We start from the raw sequence: 17,685 nt of genomic DNA, 5'->3' as shown, positions 1-17,685 counted from the left end.
GGAACCCCATGAGCACACGCACCGCACTCGTCACGGGAGGCGCCAGCGGACTGGGCGCGGCGACGGCCGAGCGGCTGCGAGCCGAGGGGCTCCGCGTGGTGACGATCGACCTCGCGCCCGGGGCCGACCATGCCGTCGACGTGACCGATGACGCTGCACTCGCGGCGCTCGTCGCCGAGCTCGGGGGAGTGGACGTGCTCGTCAACTCGGCGGGCGTGGTCGGGCCGAACAAGCCGCTCCTCGAGACCACGGCGGAGGAGTGGAACCGCACTCTCGCGGTGAATGTATTGGGAACCGTCGCGACGATCCGCGCGGTCGCTCCCGGGATGGTGGAGCGCGGCTGGGGCCGCATCGTGAACATCGCGAGCATGGCGGGGAAGGACGGCAATCCGAACCTCTCCGCCTACAGCGCCAGCAAGGCCGCGGTGATCGCCCTCACGAAGTCCGTCGGCAAGGAGCTCGCCACGAGCGGCGTGCTCGTCAACGCCATCGCCCCCGCCGTGATCGCGACCCCCATGAACGCCACCACGGCTCCCGAGGTGCTCGAGCACATCACGAGCCTCATCCCGATGAAGCGGGTGGGGAAGCCGGAGGAGGTCGCCGAGCTGATCGCGTGGCTCACGAGCGATGCGGTGAGCTTCTCGACGGGCGCCGTATACGACATCAGCGGCGGACGCGCCACCTACTGACGGCCGCGGCCGGGAACGGAGACAACAGATGAAGCTCATGCGCGTGGGTGAGGCGGGGCACGAGGTGCCTGTCGTGCGGGTCGGAGACGACCTCGTGGTCGACGTGTCGGAGGTGACGCCCGACTTCGACGAGGCGTTCTTCGGCGGCGGCGGCCTGGCGCGGCTCGCATCCGCGGTGCCGCAGCTCGTCGCGGAGGGCCGCGCGGAGCCGCTGGGTGGGCGCCGCATCGGTGCGCCGATCGCGCGGCCGCACCAGATCCTCTGCATCGGCCTCAACTACTCCGACCACGCCGCGGAGTCGGGCATGGCCGTGCCCGATGAGCCGATCCTCTTCACGAAGAGCCCCAACACGCTCGTCGGCCCCGACGACGACGTCATCATGCCGCGTGGAGCCACGAAGCTCGACTGGGAGGTGGAGCTCGGCATCGTGATCGGGAGCCGCACCAGCTACCTGCCGGATGTCGACGCCGCCCGCGACGCGATCGCCGGCTACGTGCTCGTGAACGACGTGAGCGAGCGGGCGTTCCAGCTGGAGCGCTCGGGGCAGTGGGCGAAGGGCAAGTCGGCCGAGACGTTCAACCCGGCGGGTCCGTGGCTGGCGACCCCCGACGAGCTCGACGACGTGCTCGCGCTCGGCATGAGCCTCGACGTGAACGGGGTGCGCCGCCAGACGGGCACGACCGCCACGATGGTCTTCGACCCGTTCACGATCGTGCACTACCTCAGCCAGTTCATGGTGCTGGAGCCCGGCGACCTCATCAACACGGGAACCCCGCCCGGGGTGGCGATGGGCATCACCCCGCCGCCGTGGCTGCAGGTGGGCGACGTGATGGAGCTCGCGATCGACGGCCTCGGCACGCAGCGGCAGCAGGTGGCGCCGCCGCGCTGACGCGGAGGGGGCTGGTGGAGGTAGCACCAGGCGTGCGAACATGAGCGCACCTTGGAGACGGAATGGAGCCCGGCATGAGGATCACGTCGATGTGGGGCAAGGTCACTTTCGTTTTCGCGTGGATCGTCGTCGGCCTGTTCCTCTTGGCGATGGGTGCGAGCACCGAGTCGGCCGCCGTGGTCGTCCTTCCCTACGTGAACCTGTGGATCTTCACGCTGGTGGGGGTCCGCGTGTTCCGCGGCAGGGGCGAGGCGATCGCACCGCCGAGGGCATGGTGGAGGACCGCTGCCACCGCGCGGGCAAGCTTGATCTTCGGCAGTGTGCTCGGGCTGCTGGCGCTCATCCTGGTGGTCGGGCTCGTTGCGCAGCCGTCTGATTTCTCTACCCTGAGCACGGTTCTCGCCCTGAGCTACCTGGTGCCCGTCGCTGCACTCTTCATCCACGCCGGTCTGCGCCTTCGCGCGGCACCGCCTCCACCGATCACCGCAGACCTGAACAGGCGGCACTCGCGAACCGTCTTCCGGTGAGTTCGGCGCGCCGCGGCGTGGTTCGCGCCGTCGCGCGGGCCCGGTCCGGCTGATCCGCTGCAGAAATGCAGGAGATTCTTGCGAGCACCCGCCGGTTTCCCATGTCTGTCGTTGATCGGCCGAGGAAGTTCCTGCATTTCTCGCGTGAGACGCACGCGGATCGTGTCGCCGGTTATCGGATCTTGACCGAATGTCTAGATCGAGGGCGATAGGTTTTGCGGGAGGAAGCGAATATTCCTCCTGAGGGGCGGCGATGCGACGAGTACACGACGAAGGTCGCCGCATTGAGCGGTATCGCATGACCGGGGATTCGGCGTGATCCCTGAAGGGCTGCCCCAGGTTCTCTTCTTCCTTGGGCTCGCCTGTTTGGCGGCGTCCGCCATCCAATTCGCCCTCACTCCGCTCATGGGCCTGCGGATGGCGGCGAACGTGAGATGGGCGTGCCCGCGCCACGCCTCGTGGTGGACGAAAGAGCGCGCCGAGCGGATGTCGAAGATCGGTGCGGTGTGCTTCGCGGCTCTCGGTCTGGTGCTTCTGGCGGCCGGGGGAGTTCTCTTCGTGCTGAACGGAGCCCGGTGGTGAGCTCTGCGAGCGAAGGCCACGTGACGGAGTTCGCGACGAGGGTCCTGGCCGTCAGAGGTCGGCGATGATTCGGGCGTACGTGTGGATGATCGTGGGCGGCGTGGCGGCGGCAGTCGCCGCGCCATTTCTCCCTCTGACCGGATGGGACCGATTCGACACGTTCGTGCGTGCTCTCGGGCCGATCATCGCGGGATCCGGGGTGCTGCTCGTCGCGATGTCGGTGCCGACGCTCGTCGGGCTCCGGTCGTTGCGCAAGGCAGAACCGGGGCTGCTCCTGCTGGTGTGCAAGGGCACGCGAGGGCTCAATGACGGGATCGCGAGAAGCCGCCATGCGTCTGACTTCGACAGGCCCCGGATACGGGGGGACTTCTTCCTCGGAGCAGACAGCTCGGGTCTGCGGATGTGGTCGGGGGTGCGCCTGATGGGGTCGATAGCGGCGGAGGACATCCTGTCGATGGGCATCGGCACTGTTCAGCTTGTGCGCCGAGAACTTTGCCTCCGGATGGAGGTCGCGGCCCGCGAAGGGCGCCCCTCGGTGCTCGAGATACCCATCGGCCGCGATGGTTGGGAGACTTGGGCGATATCGAAGCGGCCTGAGCTGGAGGCTCGGATCGAACAACTCCGGGCCGCGTTGCAGAACCACCGACCACAGGTGAATCAGGAGGAAGCGTGACAGACGGCGGAGAGACGGATGGGGATCTGCGGGCCCGGCGGGGGTACTGGATCGCCACGGTGGTGGCTCTCGTGGCGGCGTTCCTTACGGTGATTCCTACGTTCGCGTTCATGTTCTCTCGCCCCTATATCTCGATACCCGCGGGCGTGATCTGGCTGACGGCGATGCTGTCGGTGTGGCTCATCGATCGCCACATGGCTCGCCGGGGGCTCGCCTCGTTGTGGCAGGGCAACCGTCCGCGCTGGCCGAAGTGACAAGTCGAGTCATGCGTCGGGGCGCCAAGCTCGCGGGCATCGTGCTGGTCCTCGCGCTGTCGGTGGCCGCCGGCGTGATCGGTGCGGTGTGGTCGTGGGTGTTCCTGCCGCGGGTGGTGGATCCATCCGTCGTGCGCGCGTGGACGGAGATGGGTCGTCCGAACCCCGGGCTGATCTTCATGGCCGAGGTGCTGGCGCGCGTGGCGTTGGCAGCGATCGTGATCGCATTGGTGATCGTGATCCGATCTCGATTGGTCGGGTGGCACCTCTTCTGGGCCTCACTCGCGTGGGCCTCGGCGGCGGGTGTTGTGGCGGCCGTGGCCACCACCTTCCCGGGCCTGCTCGTGATGGCCTACGTGGATCGGGTCGTTCCCGACTTCTCGCTTGGCCCGGTATCCGCGGAATATGACGCCGCGAATGCGCTGCGGCTGGCGTGGGGGCCCGCCCTCTTCGCGCTAGGAGTCGTGTCGACCGTCATCGCGGTGGTTATCGGTCGTGGGGATGTCAACCGCGAAGAGGTGCGTGCGCAACAGCGGGGGACCGGGGGTCGGCCGTGACCGTAGTATCTGTGGTCGACTCGGTGGATGAGAGCTTCGTCTACCTCACTGATGACGACCTGTGGCCGGCCGTGCGGTGGCGCATATTGGGACCAGATGCAGTTCTCGAGTGCGAGTTGGTGGATCGCGAGCGCGGTGTCCCCCTGGAGTACGTGAATCTGCCGTGGCTCAATGAGGCGATGCCGATTGCGGACGCTCGAGCGTACGAGGTACTGGAGCCGTTGTTACGGGATTGTGGTCATTGGGTGCGGATCGACGTGCGGGGGCGCACGGATCAATTCCATGGGTTCGTTTCGACTCGCCGTCTTGATGCGGTCGATGATCGGTCCGAGATTTCTCGCCTGAAGGCGACCGGGAAGCTGATGAACATCCGGCGGCTGGTTCTGAAGGACGAGATGGTCGCTGGTGTGAATGCGTTCACGTTGTCGATCTGGCCGTGGGGTCCGATCTACTTCTCTCAGGACGTTGTCGATGCGGTCAAGGGTGCCGGTCTGACGGGGTGGACGTGGTCGATCGTCTGGTCGAACGAGTCCGGCTACGAGGCCGTCGAACAGCGTCTGTTCGGCTGGTGAGGCGCCGACCATGAAGCGGATGGACATGATCGCGTACCCATCGGGGTGCCGCTTCTGCGCCTCGTCTGCGGTGCCGGTGGGCCGAGCGAAGGGACCGCGACAATGATTGCGAAGGCGCGCTGGTCAGGGTCTCGCGGATCCCGGGTTCGACGCGCGTCGGCGCTTCTGGCGATGGTCATAGCGGGCGCAGCGCTGCTCTCCGGATGCGGGCCCGACGATTCGCCACGCGCCCGACTTCTGGATGGGCAGACGATGTTCGCGCTGTGCGAGCGGATCGACGCGGCAGCGATCGAGGTCCGGGTCGGGCCGGGAGGGAAGGACCCTCTCGATTACCCACCCATCTGGAAGGTCGAGGGGGAGCACGTGTTCGAGGTGGGAGACACCATCGTCGTCGGGCAGGTGCCCGACGACATGGAGGAGGTTCAGCCGGTCGGCGAGTTCGATCCCGCCCGAGACGGGCTCGATGTGACCGTGCTTCCCTCCGATCGCGGAGGCAACGCCCAGGAGAGCTGGTGGGGTCCTGGTGCAGTGCAGGAATCCGAGTGGACCAGCGGCCTCCCCGACGATCCGTGCCAGTAGGCGGAGAGGGGCTTTGTGCTTCCATCGAGCCTCCGGAACCCATATTGTTTGAGCAGGCCTCACCTGTGTTGAAGGGTGGCCGAAACCATCGAGGGAGTCGTCGTGAGCATCGTTGATCTGTCCGCAGGGACGACTATCGGTGTTCGCGGGGGGCGCGTTCATTGAGGTGGCTGAAGGTCGTAGGTGCGCTCCCGTTGATCGTCTGTGTCGTCTCGTGTGCACCCGCCTCAGGCCAACAATCTGAATATGCGCATCCGGTTGTCATGGCGGCTGTCACAGACAACCGCGTGGAGTCGGCGGCTCTCGAGATCTGCGAGAAGGCCTCCTCTCCTGGCGGCTTCGTTGCGGCCTTCGAGAGCACGGCAGGTGAGGTTCGCGAGATCGCGTCGGCACCTCCCGGCGGAAGCCCGCGCGATCTGAGTGGGCTGCCGGCGGACGACGCGGCCACCGTCAGCGTCTGCATATCGGGAGGGAACTCGCTGTTCCAGGCTGTGTGGTTGACAGAGACCGAAACCGGAGTCGTAGCGATCTTCGATGACGCGGGACAGCTGGCAGAGATCTAAGACGGCAGGCGCGAGTAAGGAGCAGGGGAGATCAATAGGTGAAGAGAGACGACATCCAGCTGCCGTGGTCGCGCACCGGGTGGTGGGCCGATGAGATTCACAAAGAAGAGGACACCGACGTGTATCGGGCCGTCGATGGTGCCGACGGGCGTATTCGTGCCCGAATGCCACGGCATCGCCCGGGAGCAGTCATCGCTGTAGGGACGAACAACCCATATCTGAATCTTCCGATCGTTGCCGGGTCGGTTTGGCTCTGCGTGTTCCTGGTGGGCAAGATTCCGGAGCTCGTCTGGGTATGGGTGCCCGTTGTCGTTTTCTTCGGACTGATTTCCCTGTTCATTCTGGTGATGTCCGTGATCCGGATACCGGTGTGGCACCGTGCCAGGAAGATTGCGCGGGAGCACATCGCCGAGCACGGCGGGGAATTCCCGAAAGACCTTCGCTGGTTCATGTGAGCTGCTCGACCCGAGGGAAGGTGACCGCATGCCGTTGGCTGTTGCGTTGATGTTGGCCGGATCGGTTTTCGCGCTGACAGGGTCCGCATCGATCCTGTGGCGCTTCGTGCAGGATCGGCGGGGCCGCCGGCCAGGTGAGTGGAGAGCCGCACCATACTCGGCGGTGGTGTGGATTTCGGTCTTCGGGCTCATCGCGCTGGTTCAGGGGGTGGTCGTGGCGGCTCAGGGCAGCCCGGTCGGATGGTTCGGGCTCGTGGGGGCGTTGGGTGCGGCGGTCCTCTTCGGAGTGCCGGCGGCTCTCATGATCATCAGCTCATGGCCCAGCGCGATGCGGTGGGCCATGGAACACGACACCGTCTATCCGCCGTGGCGGCTCTGCGTCGGGTCGCTCGTTCTCAGCTTCGCCCTGATGGGATCCGTGTCGTTGGTCATCGCGACGTTCGTGTATTGGACGTAGCGGTGGACCGGCCCACTTGTTCGACGAGACAGATGTGCTCATCGGGACCGGAGTAGGTATGGGATACGCGGGTGCGCTCGTTGGGGCGAGTGCGTTCATGGTGATGAGCGCCGCAAGCCTTGTGTGGCGGTTTCTCGAAGTGCGTGCCGGGGATCGGAGACACCGTTCGCTGAGGGCTCCTTCTTACGCGGTGGGGGCAGTTCTGCCTCTGTTTGGCGTGGGCCTGGTCGCCGTGGCGCTTGCCTATGGTGAAGGCTTGCCCGTTTGGCTATGGGCCGTCGTTGGTGCGTCTGTGGGGCTGGCCCTTGCAACGCCCGGGGCGATCATCGTCGCGACGTTCTGGCCGCTGGTTGTCGACTGGGGCGAGACCAGAGCGGCGATCAACCCGCCGTGGCGCGTGACCTTCGGGTGCGCCCTCATCGTGCTTGGCGTCTGCAGTTGCGTCTTCGTCCCGCTGACGGCGGCACTCTTCGAGAGGTCGGCGTAGCAAATGAACTGGCCCCCGCTCGAGAAGCGCAGGCATGGTTGGTGGGAAGCAACATTCATGGGAGGGAAGACACTTTCCCATCCGCCGTGGGGCGCGGCCGAGGTTCAGCCGGTCGAGTGTTCGCAAGCCAGTGGGGGATGTAGATGACGAAAGGTTGGATCAACGCGGAGGAGGCTGCGGCGGCGCGGGCGGAGCATTATGCGCTGGTCACCGAGCCGATGCGTGCGGACCTGGCCCGGATTGGGGTCGAGGTTGAGCGGCTGAGCGAAGTGGATCCGGCCAATGCCGAAGCGATGCGGATCATTCGCGACAGGTACGCCGACGTGCAGTCCGATTTGGAGGCGGCGATGGATGCGACCTACCTTTTCGGGGATGCTCGCGCACAGCCTGCGGGGGGCCGTTGGTTGGTCTATGAGGGGTTTCCGTTGTTGGAGCGAATCCTTCCCCCGCCGGATCTTGACGCGGCAGTGCTTCTTGACATGCGCTACTTCATCGGTGATGCGTTGCGTCGCAATCGGGATCCGGAACTGTTCGATGGATTGCATGAGATCGCCCGGCGTAGCGAACTGGGGTTAGTTCGTGTTGGTTATGTCTCAGCCCTCGCGAGTCACAAGTCGCGCGCCCAGGAGCTGGTACCTGTGATGACGGAGTTGCTTGATGACGACGAGATGTGGCCCACGACTGCGCTGGCTGTCGCGCGTCTGCGCTTGACGGAGCTTCGCCCACGGATTCAGCAGCGTGTGGAAGAAGCTCCCGGCTGGAAACGGTCCTACGGCAAGCGGGCACTGAAGTCCCTCGACCGCCCACCTCGAACGTGACGCCCGGGATCCTGAGCATGGCGCTCGTCGGTGATGATCTCCCTCGTCCAGAGGTCGGCGTGGTGAGTCGTCGTCGCGTGGAAGGAGTCTGACTTGGCCAAGCTGTGGGGAAGGAAGACATTCATGGTTCGAGTGAGCGCGAACTTCGCCGTGGATTTGCACGACGTTGAGGCCGTGCCCGAAGGCGTCATCCGACGCCCAAGGTGGCCCGCGGGTCGACACGCTCTCTCGACTCGGGTTGTCGGGCTTGAGGACGAGTCTGGTGAGCAGCTGGTCGATTGGTTCGAAGAGACCCTCCGGAATCAACTGCTGTACCCGGACGGCCGTGTCGGCGCCAGCCCCTGTCCACCCGAGAACTGAACCGGAGGGTCCGGAGCATGAGTGCATCGTCCGAATCGCCCAGCACCGCCACGGCACCCACGCGAGTCATGTGGCAGATTCTGGACACCCTCTGGCGGACGGTAGCTGTGCTCGCCGTTGGTTTCGTCGTCGTCTTCGTCGGCGACATCGACATCGCAATCCGTGTGGGGACCTTCGGGCATCGAACTGCCGGCGTTCAGCCGGGGGTATTCACCGCGCTCATTCAGTCGGCGGTCGTCGTCCCGATCGTCGTTGTCGCGTGGCCGACCACGGTCGTGCGAATGGCAATCGCTCTGCTGGGGGTTGTGGCGGCGGCATGGCTGACGCTCGACTTGCGAACCGACGGCACGTTCGGCGTCGGCCCGGGCGAGTGGGCGCTCCTGGTTGCACAGAGTGGACTGCTGCTCGCCATGCTGTTCGTGTACTGCCTATGGATGCGCCGGGCCGACTCGTCGCCCGGCTCCGTCGCATCGGTGCTGGGGCTCGCACTCGGCGGAGCCGTTGCCGCCTTGATCACTCACGCCTGGTTCGGCTTCGTGTTGTTCGGGTTCGCGACGCTTCTCGCATTCGTCCGCCCAAGTTCGCCATGGCGGAAGGTTCTGCGCACCTATGCTTGGGCGCTTCTGGTCGCGATACCGCTCGCCGGACTGCTCGTACTGACGGCCGCGCGCTGAGCTTGAGCGCGGCGACCAGTACGATAAACAGAACGGTTCTCAGCTTTCACCGAGAATCGGGGCCGGTGCTCCAGGTCGGCGTAATCAGCTCTATGTCAAACAGAGGAGATATCTGAATGGCCGATGAGACCTCCGAGCCCACCGAGCCCACCCCCTGGACGCGCTACCAGAAGACCATCGCCGTCCTCGTGGTTGGTTTGTTCATCTCGTGTGGAATCACGAGTTTCATCGGCACCATCTTGTTTTGGATCGGGTCGGCGCTCAGCGCTGTGCTCATCGTCATCTTGGTGATCGTCGTGCGGCGTCACGAGAAGAACAAGCGCGGCGACGTGTCTTCGGACCGCGCCGAAAACGCGGAGCGACATGACTGACACGGAGGCGAAGAACACCCGCCCGTACTGGGCGGCCACCATCGTCCTGCTCGTGATCATCGCGGTTGGGTTCGTCGTGATGGGCACGTTCTGGTTCTCGCGGCCGGTCGTCGGAGTCCCTGCGGGCATTGTGGGTGCTCTCGGCTTGGGTGCGTTGTGGTTCGTCGACCGTCGCATGGTTCGACGCGGTCTGGGCACCTTCTGGTATCGAGGACTTCACCGTCGACCCCAGAAATAGGCGGGGCAGCCCCGAGGCTATGTGGCGCAGTTGGCGGATCGAGGGGATCGCGGGGTTGGTTTCATGAACTGGTACAGGAATCGCCTCTGGCGGTGGAATCGGTACTCGATCCTGGGGGTGATCGTTGGCGGCGCGTTGTGCGTAGGTGTGATTTTCGCCTCGGCGACCGGTTTGGTTGGCGGGACGTGGTGGGGGGTCGTGACAGGCGCTGCGGTCGGGCTCGGCGTCATGATTCTCGGCCGCATCGGCAATACGGATCCGCCCGAGCCGTCAGACGCGGAGAGCTCTCATGGGCGAACCGAGGAGTGAGTCGTCGGCGGGAGCGTATCCCCTGTCCAGGAAGACGCTAATCACATGTGGTCTCGAATACGCGGAACGGGCAGGGCCGCGCGGGTAGTGGCTACTGCCAGCCTGATCGTCGTGGCGGTCAGCGTCGTCGGCAACTTTCCGAGCCTTGACGGCGTTAATGCGTCGCTTGCATGCGTGTTTCTCGCGGTAGCGGTCGCGGCCTTCATTCGCTCCATCTTCATCGGGGTGAAGGTAGGTGAGGCCGGTGTGCGACTGGTGTCCTGGTTTCAAACGCGGACGTTCAGATGGTCCGAGCTGAGGCGCAGTGACGCGGTTCCCTATTACGGATTGTGGAGCAAGGGAGCAGAGACGAGGCTTATCTCGATGATTCAAGTGACTCTGGCCAACAACGTTGCACTAAAGGTATACGGGACGATGGGGGCACCTCGGGCAACAATTCGGCGCGCAAAGATCCTGAACGACATGATTGCGGAGAGGATCGAGCAACTGCCGTGAACGTGTGTGACCAGTGGTCCGAATCGGAATACAGCACGGGGTAGCCGAACATATGGACACAGCAAGCAACCAATCTCCGTCGACTCCTGAGGTACATGTAGCAGTGGTAAAGCCGGTTCTCAGCGGCGTCATCGTCGCTGTTTCAACAGTTGTCGTCGAGCTGCTGCTTACGGTCATTCCATGGATTGGCGACCCGCCGCCCGCGTGGGGATTCCCCGTAGGGCTCACGCTGACTGTTGTTGTCTTCGTAGCGCTGGGGATGGGGATAGTTGGGGGAACTGCAGTCGCGGTTGCACTTGCGGTTGCGTGGCTCCGTCGGGGAATAGCGCCCGCTGCAGCCGTGGTGTTTTTTGTGTGCCTGGCGGTTGCGATCGCCGCTCTTCTCCTTCTCGACCTCGACGTTTGGCCGGGCGCATTCGTTCGTGCTGGCGGTATTTGCCTGATGTTCCTTCTCGCCTCATTGCTGCTTCAGCGCCCCCCGCGTAGGCGGGAGCTCAGGGCGGCTGAACACAGTCCCAACTCTGAAAAGTAGAAACTGTGTCCGCACGTCTGCCCGCTACTGTCGTCGTCGTTCCTGGCACCGTGTACAACCCCGGCACAGTTGCCCCCATGGCGTAAGGAGCACAGCAATGTCAGTGATGGTTCGACTGAGCGCGCACTTCGGTGTGGACCTGTACGACGTTGAGGCCGTGCCCGAAGGGTTCATCCGGCGCCCCAGGTGGTCCCTCTGGAGACACGGTCTATCGACTCGGGTTGTCGGGCTTGAGGACGAGTCTGGTGAGGAGCTGGTCGATCGGTTCGAAGAGACCCTCCGGAATCAACTGCACTTCTTCGAGAAGAATGCGGATGTGAGGAGGTTCCTTGATGAGGGGCGAGGTTTCCTGTTCGTAAGCGTGTCATTCGAGGACCGGCCAGGAACCTTGCGCATGCCCAGCGATTTTTTAGCAGGTTGGGGCGCGCTGGGCGGCAATGTCATAGTCGAGATCGTCTAGCGCATGCTCAGCGACCTCGAGGCGAGGTGCCCTCTGCATCCAGCCACCCCCTACACCCCCACCCACTCCCCCGAGCCCGCTGACGCGAGTACCGCATCCGTGATCCGCGCGGCGCGCTCGCCGTCGGCGAAGAGTGGCAGCCCGTCGGGGGTGTCTCCGTTGACGGCGGCGGCGACGTCACAGACGAATGCCGTGAAGGCGTCCTGGTAGCCGAGGGGGTGGCCGGCGGGGAGCACGGAGAGGCGTGCGGCATCCGGTGAGAGCGCGGCGGGGTCGCGGGGTTGCAGCACGGACCCCTCGCGGCGTCCGATCCACAGCAGCTCGGGGTTCTCCTGCTCGAACCGCAGCGACTCCGCCGATCCGTGCAGTTCGAGCACGAGCCCGTTCTTGCGCCCCGGCGCCACCTGCGACACCAGCAGGCTCGCCACCGCGCCGCCCTCCAGCTGCGCGAGCACCCCGACGAGGTCTTCGGTGGTGACGGCACCCGAGGTGGGGCGCTCCCCGATCACGGTGCGGGTGATCGCCTGCAGCCGCGCGATGCGGTCGCCGGTGGTGAACTCCAGCAGGTCGCACAGGTGCGAGCCGATGTCTCCGAACGCGCGCGACGCGCCTCCCGCGGCCGGGTCGACCCGCCAGTTGTCGTCGTCGGATCCGAGCAGCCAGTCCTGCAGGTAGGCGCCCTGCACGCTCGCGATCGTGCCCGTCGCACCGGATGCCACCCGCGCCCGCATCTCGCGCGCCATCGGGTGGAAGCGGTATACGAACGGCACCGCCGCGACGAGCCCCGACGCATCCGCCCGCTGCACGAGGTCGGCCGCGTCGGCCACGTTCGTCGCGAGCGGCTTCTCGCACACCACGTGCTTTCCGGCGGCGAGTGCCGCGGAGGCGAGCTCGTGGTGGCTCGCGTTCGGGGTGAGCACGTGCACGATCGACACGCGGTCGTCGGCGAGCGCGGCCGCCGCATCCGGATAGGCGGTGTCGATGCCGAGGCGGGCCGCCGCGGCCGTCGACCGCACGGGTGTCGACGCCGCGATCCCCACGACCGTCAGGCCCGCCGCTCGCGCCGCGCGGGCGTGCACCTCGCCCATGAACCCCGCCCCGATGAGGGCGACACCGGGCCGATGGGTCATGCGATGGTCCTCTCCGCCGGATCCCAATCCTCCGGCAGCGCTGCCGGCACCTCGACGGTACTCGCGATGTCGATGAGGCGACCGTCGGTCTCCGCCGAGTCCTGCAATGCGACCATCACATCGAGCACGTGGAACGCGAACGCACCGGATGCGCGCTCCGGCCGACCCGCGCGAATCGCCCGCGCCAGCTCCACGACCCCCGCACCACGCGAGAAGGTCGACCCGACCGCCGGATGCGGCTCCGCATCCGCCGCCGTCTGGTGTCCGTCCCGCCACAGCTGCAGGTCGCCGTCGAAGTTGTTCGGGTCGGGCAGCACGAGCGTGCCCTCCGTGCCGGTGACCTCGACGACCCCCACATAGGGCTTGCTGCTCTGGAACGAGAACACGCTCTCGGCGCTCGTGCCGTTCGCGAAGTCGAGGAGGCCCGCGACGTGTGTCGGCACCTCCACCGGGAACTCCTGCCCCGCCTTCGGCCCCGACCCGATCGTGCGGGTGAGGCGCGCCCGCGACCCGCGGGCCGTCACCCGCGACACCGGGCCGAGCAGTTGCACGAGCGTCGAGAGGTAGTACGGCCCCATGTCGAACAGCGGCCCGCCGCCGCGGGCGTAGAGGAACTCGGGGCTCGGATGCCACGACTCCGGCCCCGACACCTGGAACAGGGTGAGGGCGGTGAGCGGCTCGCCGATCGCGCCCGCGTCGATGAGGCGCCGCGCGGTCTGCACCCCGGCCCCCAGCACGGTGTCCGGTGCGCACGCCACCCGCAGCCCGGCGCGCTCCGCCGCGGCGAGCAGCTCGCGCCCGCCGTCGCGGTCGAGGGCGAACGGCTTCTCGCTCCAGATGTGCTTGCCGGCTGCAAGGATCTCGAGCCCCACCGACACGTGCGCGGCGGGGATCGTGAGGTTCAGCACGATCTCGATGTCGTCGCGCGCCAGCAGCTCGGCCACCGTGCCGGATGCGGGCACGCCGAACTCGGCGGCGCGGGCTGCCGCGCGGTCCACGTCGAGGTCGGCCACCATCTTCACGCTCACGTCGGCGGCCTGCGTGAGGTTCGCGAGGTATTGGGTGCTGATGACGCCCGCGCCGATCACGCCGACGCCGACCGGCCCGCTCACGCCTCGACCCCCAGCTCCGTCACGAACTCGACGCCCGCGGCGAGGCCGTCGAAGAGGTCTCCCGCATACTCGTCGAACTCGAGCACCGGTCGCGCGTTCGGCGCGGCGGCGAGGATCTCGCGGATCGGCAGCTCACCCTGGCCTGCCGGCTGCTGCTGTGAGGTGTCGCTGGTCACCGGTCCGTCTTTCACGTGGATCGCCGCCACCCGCTCGCCGAGCCGTTCGAGCAGCGCTACCGGATCGGCCCCGCCGACCGCCGCCCAATAGGTGTCGAGTTCGAGCGCCACGTCATCCGGCAGCAGATCGGCGAACACCTCGATCGCGTGCGCGCCGTCGATGCGGATCTCGGTCTCCCAGTGGTGGTTGTGGTACCCGACGCGCATGCCGTGATCGGCCGCTCGGCGCGCCGCCTCCGCCAGCTCGGATGCCACCGCCGCGATCGCGTCGCGGTCGCCCCAGCGCTCGGGCATGACCGCCGGTTCGATGAGGATCTCGACGCCGAGAGCGGATGCCGCCGCCAACGCCGCATCGAGGTCCGCCTCACCGACGAGGCTTGCGTGGCTCGTCGGGGCAGCGAGGCCGTGCGCGGCGAGTGCGGGTTCGAGCACGGGAGCGAATGCGGGGAGGTCGTACGGCTCGACGTTGCGGAAGCCGAGCTGGGCGAGCCGCGCGAGGGTGCCGTCGGCATCCGCGGCGATCGCGTCGCGCACCGTATACAGCTGTACGGACAGGGACGGACGGGGCATCAGGTCTCCAGAGGATTCGCCGCAGGGCACTCGTCGGCGGCCCTGCCGCTTTCATCATACCAATGGGGCTCCGGGCCGACGATGCGCACCCGAGCCGCTCTCCAAGCCTCCGCACACCTCCGCGTAACACAGAATTCACACCCGGCGGTCACATGTGATCATTGGGCGTGATCTAATGAGAGACAACAGCGTTTACTCTCATTCAACCAGCGCCACCCCGATCGCTAGGAGCCCGCGTGAGCCCCTCCCGCCTTGCCGACCTTGCCGCAGCAGACGGCGTCCGCTTCATCCTCGCCACGTTCGTCGACATGAACGGCAAGCCGTGCGCCAAGCTCGTGCCGGTCGAAGCCGCCGCCGAGCTGGAGGCGGGTGAACTCGGTTTCGCCGGCTTCGCCGCCGGCGCCATCGGCCAGCGCCCCGAAGACCCCGACATCCTCGCGGTGCCCGACCTCGACAGCTACACCCCGCTCGGCTTCATCCGCCCCGGCCTCGCCCTCGTGCACTGCGACCCGCACGTGAACGGCGAGCCCTGGCCCTACGCCCCGCGGGTGATCCTCAAGAAGGTGCTCGCCGACCTCGCTGCGCAGAAGCTCGAGGCGAAGGTCGGTGCCGAGGTGGAGTACTTCCTCGTGCACCGCCACGAGGACGGCACGCTGCACCCGGCCGACGCCCGCGACACCTCCGGCCAGCCCTGCTACGACGCCCGCGGCGTCACCCGGATGTACGAGCACCTCACCGGGGTCTCCGAGGCGATGAACTCCCTCGGCTGGGGCAACTACGCCAACGACCACGAAGACGGCAACGGCCAGTTCGAGCAGAACTTCGCCTACGCCGACGCCCTCACGACCGCCGACCGCGTCGTCACCCTCCGCTACATGATCTCGATGCTCGCCGAGAGCCGCGGCATGACCGCGACCTTCATGCCGAAGCCCTTCACCGACCGCACCGGCACCGGCATGCACCTGCACATGTCGCTGTGGCGCGGAGACGAGCCGCTCTTCCCCGGCACCGACGACGCGCACGGCCTCGGGCTCTCCTCCCTCGCCTACGGATTCGTCGGCGGCGTGCTCGGCCACGCGCCCGCGCTGCTCTCGTTCATCGCGCCGACGGTCAACTCCTACAAGCGCCGCGGCGCGACGAGCACCGCCTCCGGTGCCACCTGGTCGCCCACCCGCGCCAGCTACGGCGGCAACGATCGCACCCACCTCATCCGCGTCCCCGACGGCAACCGCATCGAGCTACGCGGCACCGACGGTTCCGCGAACCCGTACCTCGCGATCGCCGCGACCCTCGCCGCCGGTCTCGACGGCATCGGCCGCGGCGTGCAGCCCGGACCCCCGAGCCGCCCCGGCACCTTCCCCGAGGGCGCCGCCACCCTGCCGCCCACGCTGCTGCACGCGGTGGAGGCGCTGCGATCCGACGAGCTGCTGCTCACCGCGCTCGGCGGCGACGGCACCATCGGCCGCTACTACGCCGACGTCAAGGAGGACGAGTTCCTCCGCTGGCACAACACGGTCACCCCCTGGGAGATCGACACCTACCTGACGGCCGTCTGACCCGGCCGGGACGAGAGAGGAACACCATGTGCGGAATCGCCGCGCTTCAGATCAAAGACCCCGCGCTGCGTGACCGGCTCGGCGACCTCCTGCACGGGATGCTGTGCGAGGTCGTCGACCGCGGACCCGACTCGGCAGGCATCTCCGTCTACGACGACGAGACGCTCACCGCATCCGGATCCGCGACCGTCAGCCTGCTGGGGGTGACCGTCACCCCCGACGAGCTGCACGCCGCGACCGCCGCCGAGCTGCCCGCGGGCACCGAGCTCACCGTGCGCGGCATGGGAGACACGACGCTCGTCAACGCCGACGTGCCCGTGGCCGACCTCGTGCACGCCCTGCGCAAGGCCGCCCCGGATGCGCGCCAGATCGGTCGCGGCACCCACGTCGCGACCCTCAAGGGCGTCGGCAACCCGGTCGAGCTCGCCGACGAGTTCGGTCTCGTCTCCCGCTCCGGCACCCAGGGCGTCTCGCACACGCGGATGGCGACGGAGTCGGCGGTGACCGCATCCGGATCCCACCCCTTCACCGTCGACGACGACCTGTGCCTCGTTCACAACGGCTCGTTCTCGAACCACGCCACGATCCGCCGCACCCTGCGGGCGCAGGGCGTGGAGTTCGACTCCGACAACGACTCCGAGGTGGCCGCGCGCTACCTCGCCGTGCGCCTGCGCGCGGGCGACGACCTCGAGACGGCGCTCGAGCACCTCAAGGAGGAGTTCGATGGCTTCTACACGCTCGTCGTCACCACCAAGGACGGCCTCGCCGTCGTGCGCGACCCCATCGCCTGCAAGCCGGCCGTGATCGCGGAGACCGACCAGTGGGTCGCGATGGCATCCGAGTACCGCGCACTCGCGGGCCTGCCCGGCATCGAGAACGCCCGGCTCTTCGAGCCGGCCCCCGGAAAGGTCTACACGTGGGCACTGTGACCGAGATCGTCATCGACCTCGCCGCCACCGGCGTGCGCACGCTCAACGCGGCGCTTCATGAGGCGGCCGATGGCGAGAGCTTCCAGGTGCTGCACCCGCAGGGCGCGCACAACGTCGCCGTCGGCATCACCCGCGAGGTGAGCGTCGAGGTCGACGGCCACGTCGGATACTTCGCCGCCGGGATGCACCAGCGCGGCGACGTGACCATCAACGGCAACGCCGGCCCCGGCGTCGCCGAGAACATGATGTCGGGCCGCGTGCACGTGACCGGCGACGTCTCGCAGTCCGCCGGCGCCACAGCAGTCGGCGGACTGCTTGTCGTCGACGGCTCCACCGGCGCCCGCTGCGGCATCGCGCTGCGCGGAGCGGACATCGTGGTCGGCGGCGACGTCGGCCACGTGACCGGATTCATGGCGCAGGCGGGGCGCATCGTCATCTGCGGCGACGCGGGCGATGCCCTCGGCGACTCCATCTACGAGGCCCGCATCTACGTGCGCGGCAGCGTCGCCTCCCTCGGCGCCGACTGCATCGAGAAGCCCATGCGACCCGAGCACCTCACCGAGCTCGCCGAGCTGCTCGCCGCAGCCGGTCGCACCGAGAGCCCCGACGAGTTCCGGCGCTACGGATCGGCCCGCAAGCTCTACCACTTCGACCACGACAACGAGTACTAG

General features: G+C 67.1%; 25 protein-coding genes. 22 read left to right on the top strand and 3 right to left on the bottom strand.

The window, feature by feature from the left end; translation table 11 throughout:
• Nucleotides 1-8: 8 nt before the first annotated feature.
• The 19 genes from FVQ89_RS02155 to FVQ89_RS02065 all read left to right on the top strand — a co-directional run bounded on the left by FVQ89_RS02155 (nt 9) and on the right by FVQ89_RS02065 (nt 11,541).
• On the top strand, nt 9-689 hold the full coding sequence (locus tag FVQ89_RS02155; protein ID WP_147900277.1) for an SDR family NAD(P)-dependent oxidoreductase: 681 nt from the start codon (nt 9-11) through the stop codon (nt 687-689).
• Between the two features lie 28 nt (nt 690-717).
• The gene (locus tag FVQ89_RS02150) at nt 718-1,578 is read left to right on the top strand and encodes a fumarylacetoacetate hydrolase family protein (RefSeq protein WP_147900276.1); all 861 of its coding nucleotides are present in this window, start codon (nt 718-720) and stop codon (nt 1,576-1,578) included.
• 89 nt (nt 1,579-1,667) lie between these two features.
• On the top strand, nt 1,668-2,105 hold the full coding sequence (locus FVQ89_RS02145; RefSeq protein WP_147900275.1) for a hypothetical protein: 438 nt from the start codon (nt 1,668-1,670) through the stop codon (nt 2,103-2,105).
• A gap of 315 nt (nt 2,106-2,420) precedes the next feature.
• Nucleotides 2,421-2,687: a hypothetical protein gene (locus FVQ89_RS02140; protein ID WP_147900274.1), complete on the top strand. Its 267-nt coding sequence runs from the start codon at nt 2,421-2,423 to the stop codon at nt 2,685-2,687.
• A 79-nt stretch (nt 2,688-2,766) separates the two neighbouring features.
• The gene (locus tag FVQ89_RS02135) at nt 2,767-3,360 is read left to right on the top strand and encodes a hypothetical protein (RefSeq protein ID WP_147900273.1); all 594 of its coding nucleotides are present in this window, start codon (nt 2,767-2,769) and stop codon (nt 3,358-3,360) included.
• A complete protein-coding gene (locus tag FVQ89_RS02130; RefSeq protein WP_147900272.1) occupies nt 3,357-3,614 on the top strand; it encodes a hypothetical protein in 258 nt (85 codons plus the stop codon). The genes FVQ89_RS02135 and FVQ89_RS02130 overlap by 4 nt, the downstream gene beginning before the upstream one ends.
• Nucleotides 3,615-3,625: 11 nt before the next feature.
• Nucleotides 3,626-4,171 carry a hypothetical protein gene (locus FVQ89_RS02125; protein ID WP_147900271.1) on the top strand — a complete coding sequence of 182 codons (546 nt, stop codon included), beginning with the start codon at nt 3,626-3,628 and terminating at the stop codon, nt 4,169-4,171.
• Nucleotides 4,172-4,182: 11 nt separating this feature from the next.
• Nucleotides 4,183-4,743, top strand: a complete 561-nt coding sequence (locus FVQ89_RS02120; protein WP_147900270.1) for an imm11 family protein — start codon at nt 4,183-4,185, stop codon at nt 4,741-4,743.
• 252 nt (nt 4,744-4,995) lie between these two features.
• Complete coding sequence (locus tag FVQ89_RS02115; RefSeq protein ID WP_147900269.1) at nt 4,996-5,322, top strand: hypothetical protein; 327 nt, start codon at nt 4,996-4,998, stop codon at nt 5,320-5,322.
• Nucleotides 5,323-5,483: 161 nt separating this feature from the next.
• Nucleotides 5,484-5,885 carry a hypothetical protein gene (locus tag FVQ89_RS02110; protein ID WP_147900268.1) on the top strand — a complete coding sequence of 134 codons (402 nt, stop codon included), beginning with the start codon at nt 5,484-5,486 and terminating at the stop codon, nt 5,883-5,885.
• Nucleotides 5,886-5,923: 38 nt separating this feature from the next.
• Nucleotides 5,924-6,340, top strand: coding sequence for a hypothetical protein (locus FVQ89_RS02105; RefSeq protein WP_147900267.1), 417 nt, complete (start codon nt 5,924-5,926; stop codon nt 6,338-6,340).
• A gap of 166 nt (nt 6,341-6,506) precedes the next feature.
• Nucleotides 6,507-6,797 (top strand): hypothetical protein, encoded by a 291-nt coding sequence (locus tag FVQ89_RS02100; protein WP_147900266.1) that lies wholly within the window; start codon nt 6,507-6,509, stop codon nt 6,795-6,797.
• A 16-nt stretch (nt 6,798-6,813) separates the two neighbouring features.
• Nucleotides 6,814-7,284: a hypothetical protein gene (locus FVQ89_RS14355; RefSeq protein ID WP_187264858.1), complete on the top strand. Its 471-nt coding sequence runs from the start codon at nt 6,814-6,816 to the stop codon at nt 7,282-7,284.
• A gap of 143 nt (nt 7,285-7,427) precedes the next feature.
• On the top strand, nt 7,428-8,102 hold the full coding sequence (locus FVQ89_RS02090; protein ID WP_147900264.1) for a hypothetical protein: 675 nt from the start codon (nt 7,428-7,430) through the stop codon (nt 8,100-8,102).
• Between the two features lie 377 nt (nt 8,103-8,479).
• On the top strand, nt 8,480-9,136 hold the full coding sequence (locus FVQ89_RS02085; RefSeq protein ID WP_147900263.1) for a hypothetical protein: 657 nt from the start codon (nt 8,480-8,482) through the stop codon (nt 9,134-9,136).
• 116 nt (nt 9,137-9,252) lie between these two features.
• Nucleotides 9,253-9,507: a hypothetical protein gene (locus FVQ89_RS02080; protein ID WP_147900262.1), complete on the top strand. Its 255-nt coding sequence runs from the start codon at nt 9,253-9,255 to the stop codon at nt 9,505-9,507.
• Nucleotides 9,500-9,745, top strand: coding sequence for a hypothetical protein (locus FVQ89_RS02075; RefSeq protein WP_147900261.1), 246 nt, complete (start codon nt 9,500-9,502; stop codon nt 9,743-9,745). The genes FVQ89_RS02080 and FVQ89_RS02075 overlap by 8 nt, the downstream gene beginning before the upstream one ends.
• Before the next feature lie 420 nt (nt 9,746-10,165).
• Nucleotides 10,166-10,549, top strand: a complete 384-nt coding sequence (locus FVQ89_RS02070; RefSeq protein ID WP_222706027.1) for a PH domain-containing protein — start codon at nt 10,166-10,168, stop codon at nt 10,547-10,549.
• A gap of 629 nt (nt 10,550-11,178) precedes the next feature.
• Nucleotides 11,179-11,541, top strand: a complete 363-nt coding sequence (locus tag FVQ89_RS02065) for a hypothetical protein (protein ID WP_147900259.1) — start codon at nt 11,179-11,181, stop codon at nt 11,539-11,541.
• 50 nt (nt 11,542-11,591) lie between these two features.
• On the opposite strand, the gene FVQ89_RS02060 is transcribed toward FVQ89_RS02065, so the two are convergent.
• From FVQ89_RS02060 to FVQ89_RS02050, 3 genes are read right to left on the bottom strand one after another with little or no spacing between them, the layout of a single operon-like run.
• On the bottom strand, nt 11,592-12,671 hold the full coding sequence (locus tag FVQ89_RS02060; protein ID WP_147900258.1) for a Gfo/Idh/MocA family protein: 1,080 nt from the start codon (nt 12,669-12,671) through the stop codon (nt 11,592-11,594).
• On the bottom strand, nt 12,668-13,783 hold the full coding sequence (locus FVQ89_RS02055) for a Gfo/Idh/MocA family protein (RefSeq protein WP_147900257.1): 1,116 nt from the start codon (nt 13,781-13,783) through the stop codon (nt 12,668-12,670). Before FVQ89_RS02055 ends, FVQ89_RS02060 begins: the two co-directional genes overlap by 4 nt.
• Nucleotides 13,780-14,529: a sugar phosphate isomerase/epimerase gene (locus tag FVQ89_RS02050; RefSeq protein WP_147900256.1), complete on the bottom strand. Its 750-nt coding sequence runs from the start codon at nt 14,527-14,529 to the stop codon at nt 13,780-13,782. Before FVQ89_RS02050 ends, FVQ89_RS02055 begins: the two co-directional genes overlap by 4 nt.
• A gap of 236 nt (nt 14,530-14,765) precedes the next feature.
• On the opposite strand from FVQ89_RS02050, the gene glnT reads away from it, so the two are divergent.
• From glnT to FVQ89_RS02035, 3 genes are read left to right on the top strand one after another with little or no spacing between them, the layout of a single operon-like run.
• On the top strand, nt 14,766-16,085 hold the full coding sequence (gene glnT / locus FVQ89_RS02045; RefSeq protein ID WP_255513366.1) for a type III glutamate--ammonia ligase: 1,320 nt from the start codon (nt 14,766-14,768) through the stop codon (nt 16,083-16,085).
• A gap of 26 nt (nt 16,086-16,111) precedes the next feature.
• Entirely contained in the window at nt 16,112-17,014 is a 903-nt protein-coding gene (locus FVQ89_RS02040; protein WP_147900254.1) for a glutamine amidotransferase, read from the top strand.
• The gene (locus FVQ89_RS02035; RefSeq protein WP_147900253.1) at nt 17,002-17,685 is read left to right on the top strand and encodes a hypothetical protein; all 684 of its coding nucleotides are present in this window, start codon (nt 17,002-17,004) and stop codon (nt 17,683-17,685) included. Before FVQ89_RS02040 ends, FVQ89_RS02035 begins: the two co-directional genes overlap by 13 nt.

The sequence above is a fragment of the Homoserinibacter sp. GY 40078 genome, assembly GCF_008017545.1.
In the GTDB taxonomy this organism is placed as follows: domain Bacteria; phylum Actinomycetota; class Actinomycetes; order Actinomycetales; family Microbacteriaceae; genus Homoserinibacter.
Note: the sequence above shows the minus strand (reverse complement) of the source record. Positions and strands in the feature narration are given on the sequence as shown.

Bases quoted from the DNA above. Each gene is read 5' to 3' on its own strand.
- FVQ89_RS02155 (WP_147900277.1), top strand. From the start codon at position 9: ATGAGCACACGCACCGCACTCGTCACGGGAGGCGCCAGCGGACTGGGC.
- FVQ89_RS02150 (WP_147900276.1), top strand. From the start codon at position 718: ATGAAGCTCATGCGCGTGGGTGAGGCGGGGCACGAGGTGCCTGTCGTG.
- FVQ89_RS02145 (WP_147900275.1), top strand. From the start codon at position 1,668: ATGTGGGGCAAGGTCACTTTCGTTTTCGCGTGGATCGTCGTCGGCCTG.
- FVQ89_RS02125 (WP_147900271.1), top strand. From the start codon at position 3,626: ATGCGTCGGGGCGCCAAGCTCGCGGGCATCGTGCTGGTCCTCGCGCTG.
- FVQ89_RS02115 (WP_147900269.1), top strand. From the start codon at position 4,996: ATGTTCGCGCTGTGCGAGCGGATCGACGCGGCAGCGATCGAGGTCCGG.
- FVQ89_RS02090 (WP_147900264.1), top strand. From the start codon at position 7,428: ATGACGAAAGGTTGGATCAACGCGGAGGAGGCTGCGGCGGCGCGGGCG.
- FVQ89_RS02085 (WP_147900263.1), top strand. From the start codon at position 8,480: ATGAGTGCATCGTCCGAATCGCCCAGCACCGCCACGGCACCCACGCGA.
- FVQ89_RS02080 (WP_147900262.1), top strand. From the start codon at position 9,253: ATGGCCGATGAGACCTCCGAGCCCACCGAGCCCACCCCCTGGACGCGC.
- FVQ89_RS02075 (WP_147900261.1), top strand. From the start codon at position 9,500: ATGACTGACACGGAGGCGAAGAACACCCGCCCGTACTGGGCGGCCACC.
- FVQ89_RS02065 (WP_147900259.1), top strand. From the start codon at position 11,179: ATGTCAGTGATGGTTCGACTGAGCGCGCACTTCGGTGTGGACCTGTAC.
- FVQ89_RS02060 (WP_147900258.1), bottom strand. From the start codon at position 12,671: ATGACCCATCGGCCCGGTGTCGCCCTCATCGGGGCGGGGTTCATGGGC.
- FVQ89_RS02050 (WP_147900256.1), bottom strand. From the start codon at position 14,529: ATGCCCCGTCCGTCCCTGTCCGTACAGCTGTATACGGTGCGCGACGCG.
- FVQ89_RS02040 (WP_147900254.1), top strand. From the start codon at position 16,112: ATGTGCGGAATCGCCGCGCTTCAGATCAAAGACCCCGCGCTGCGTGAC.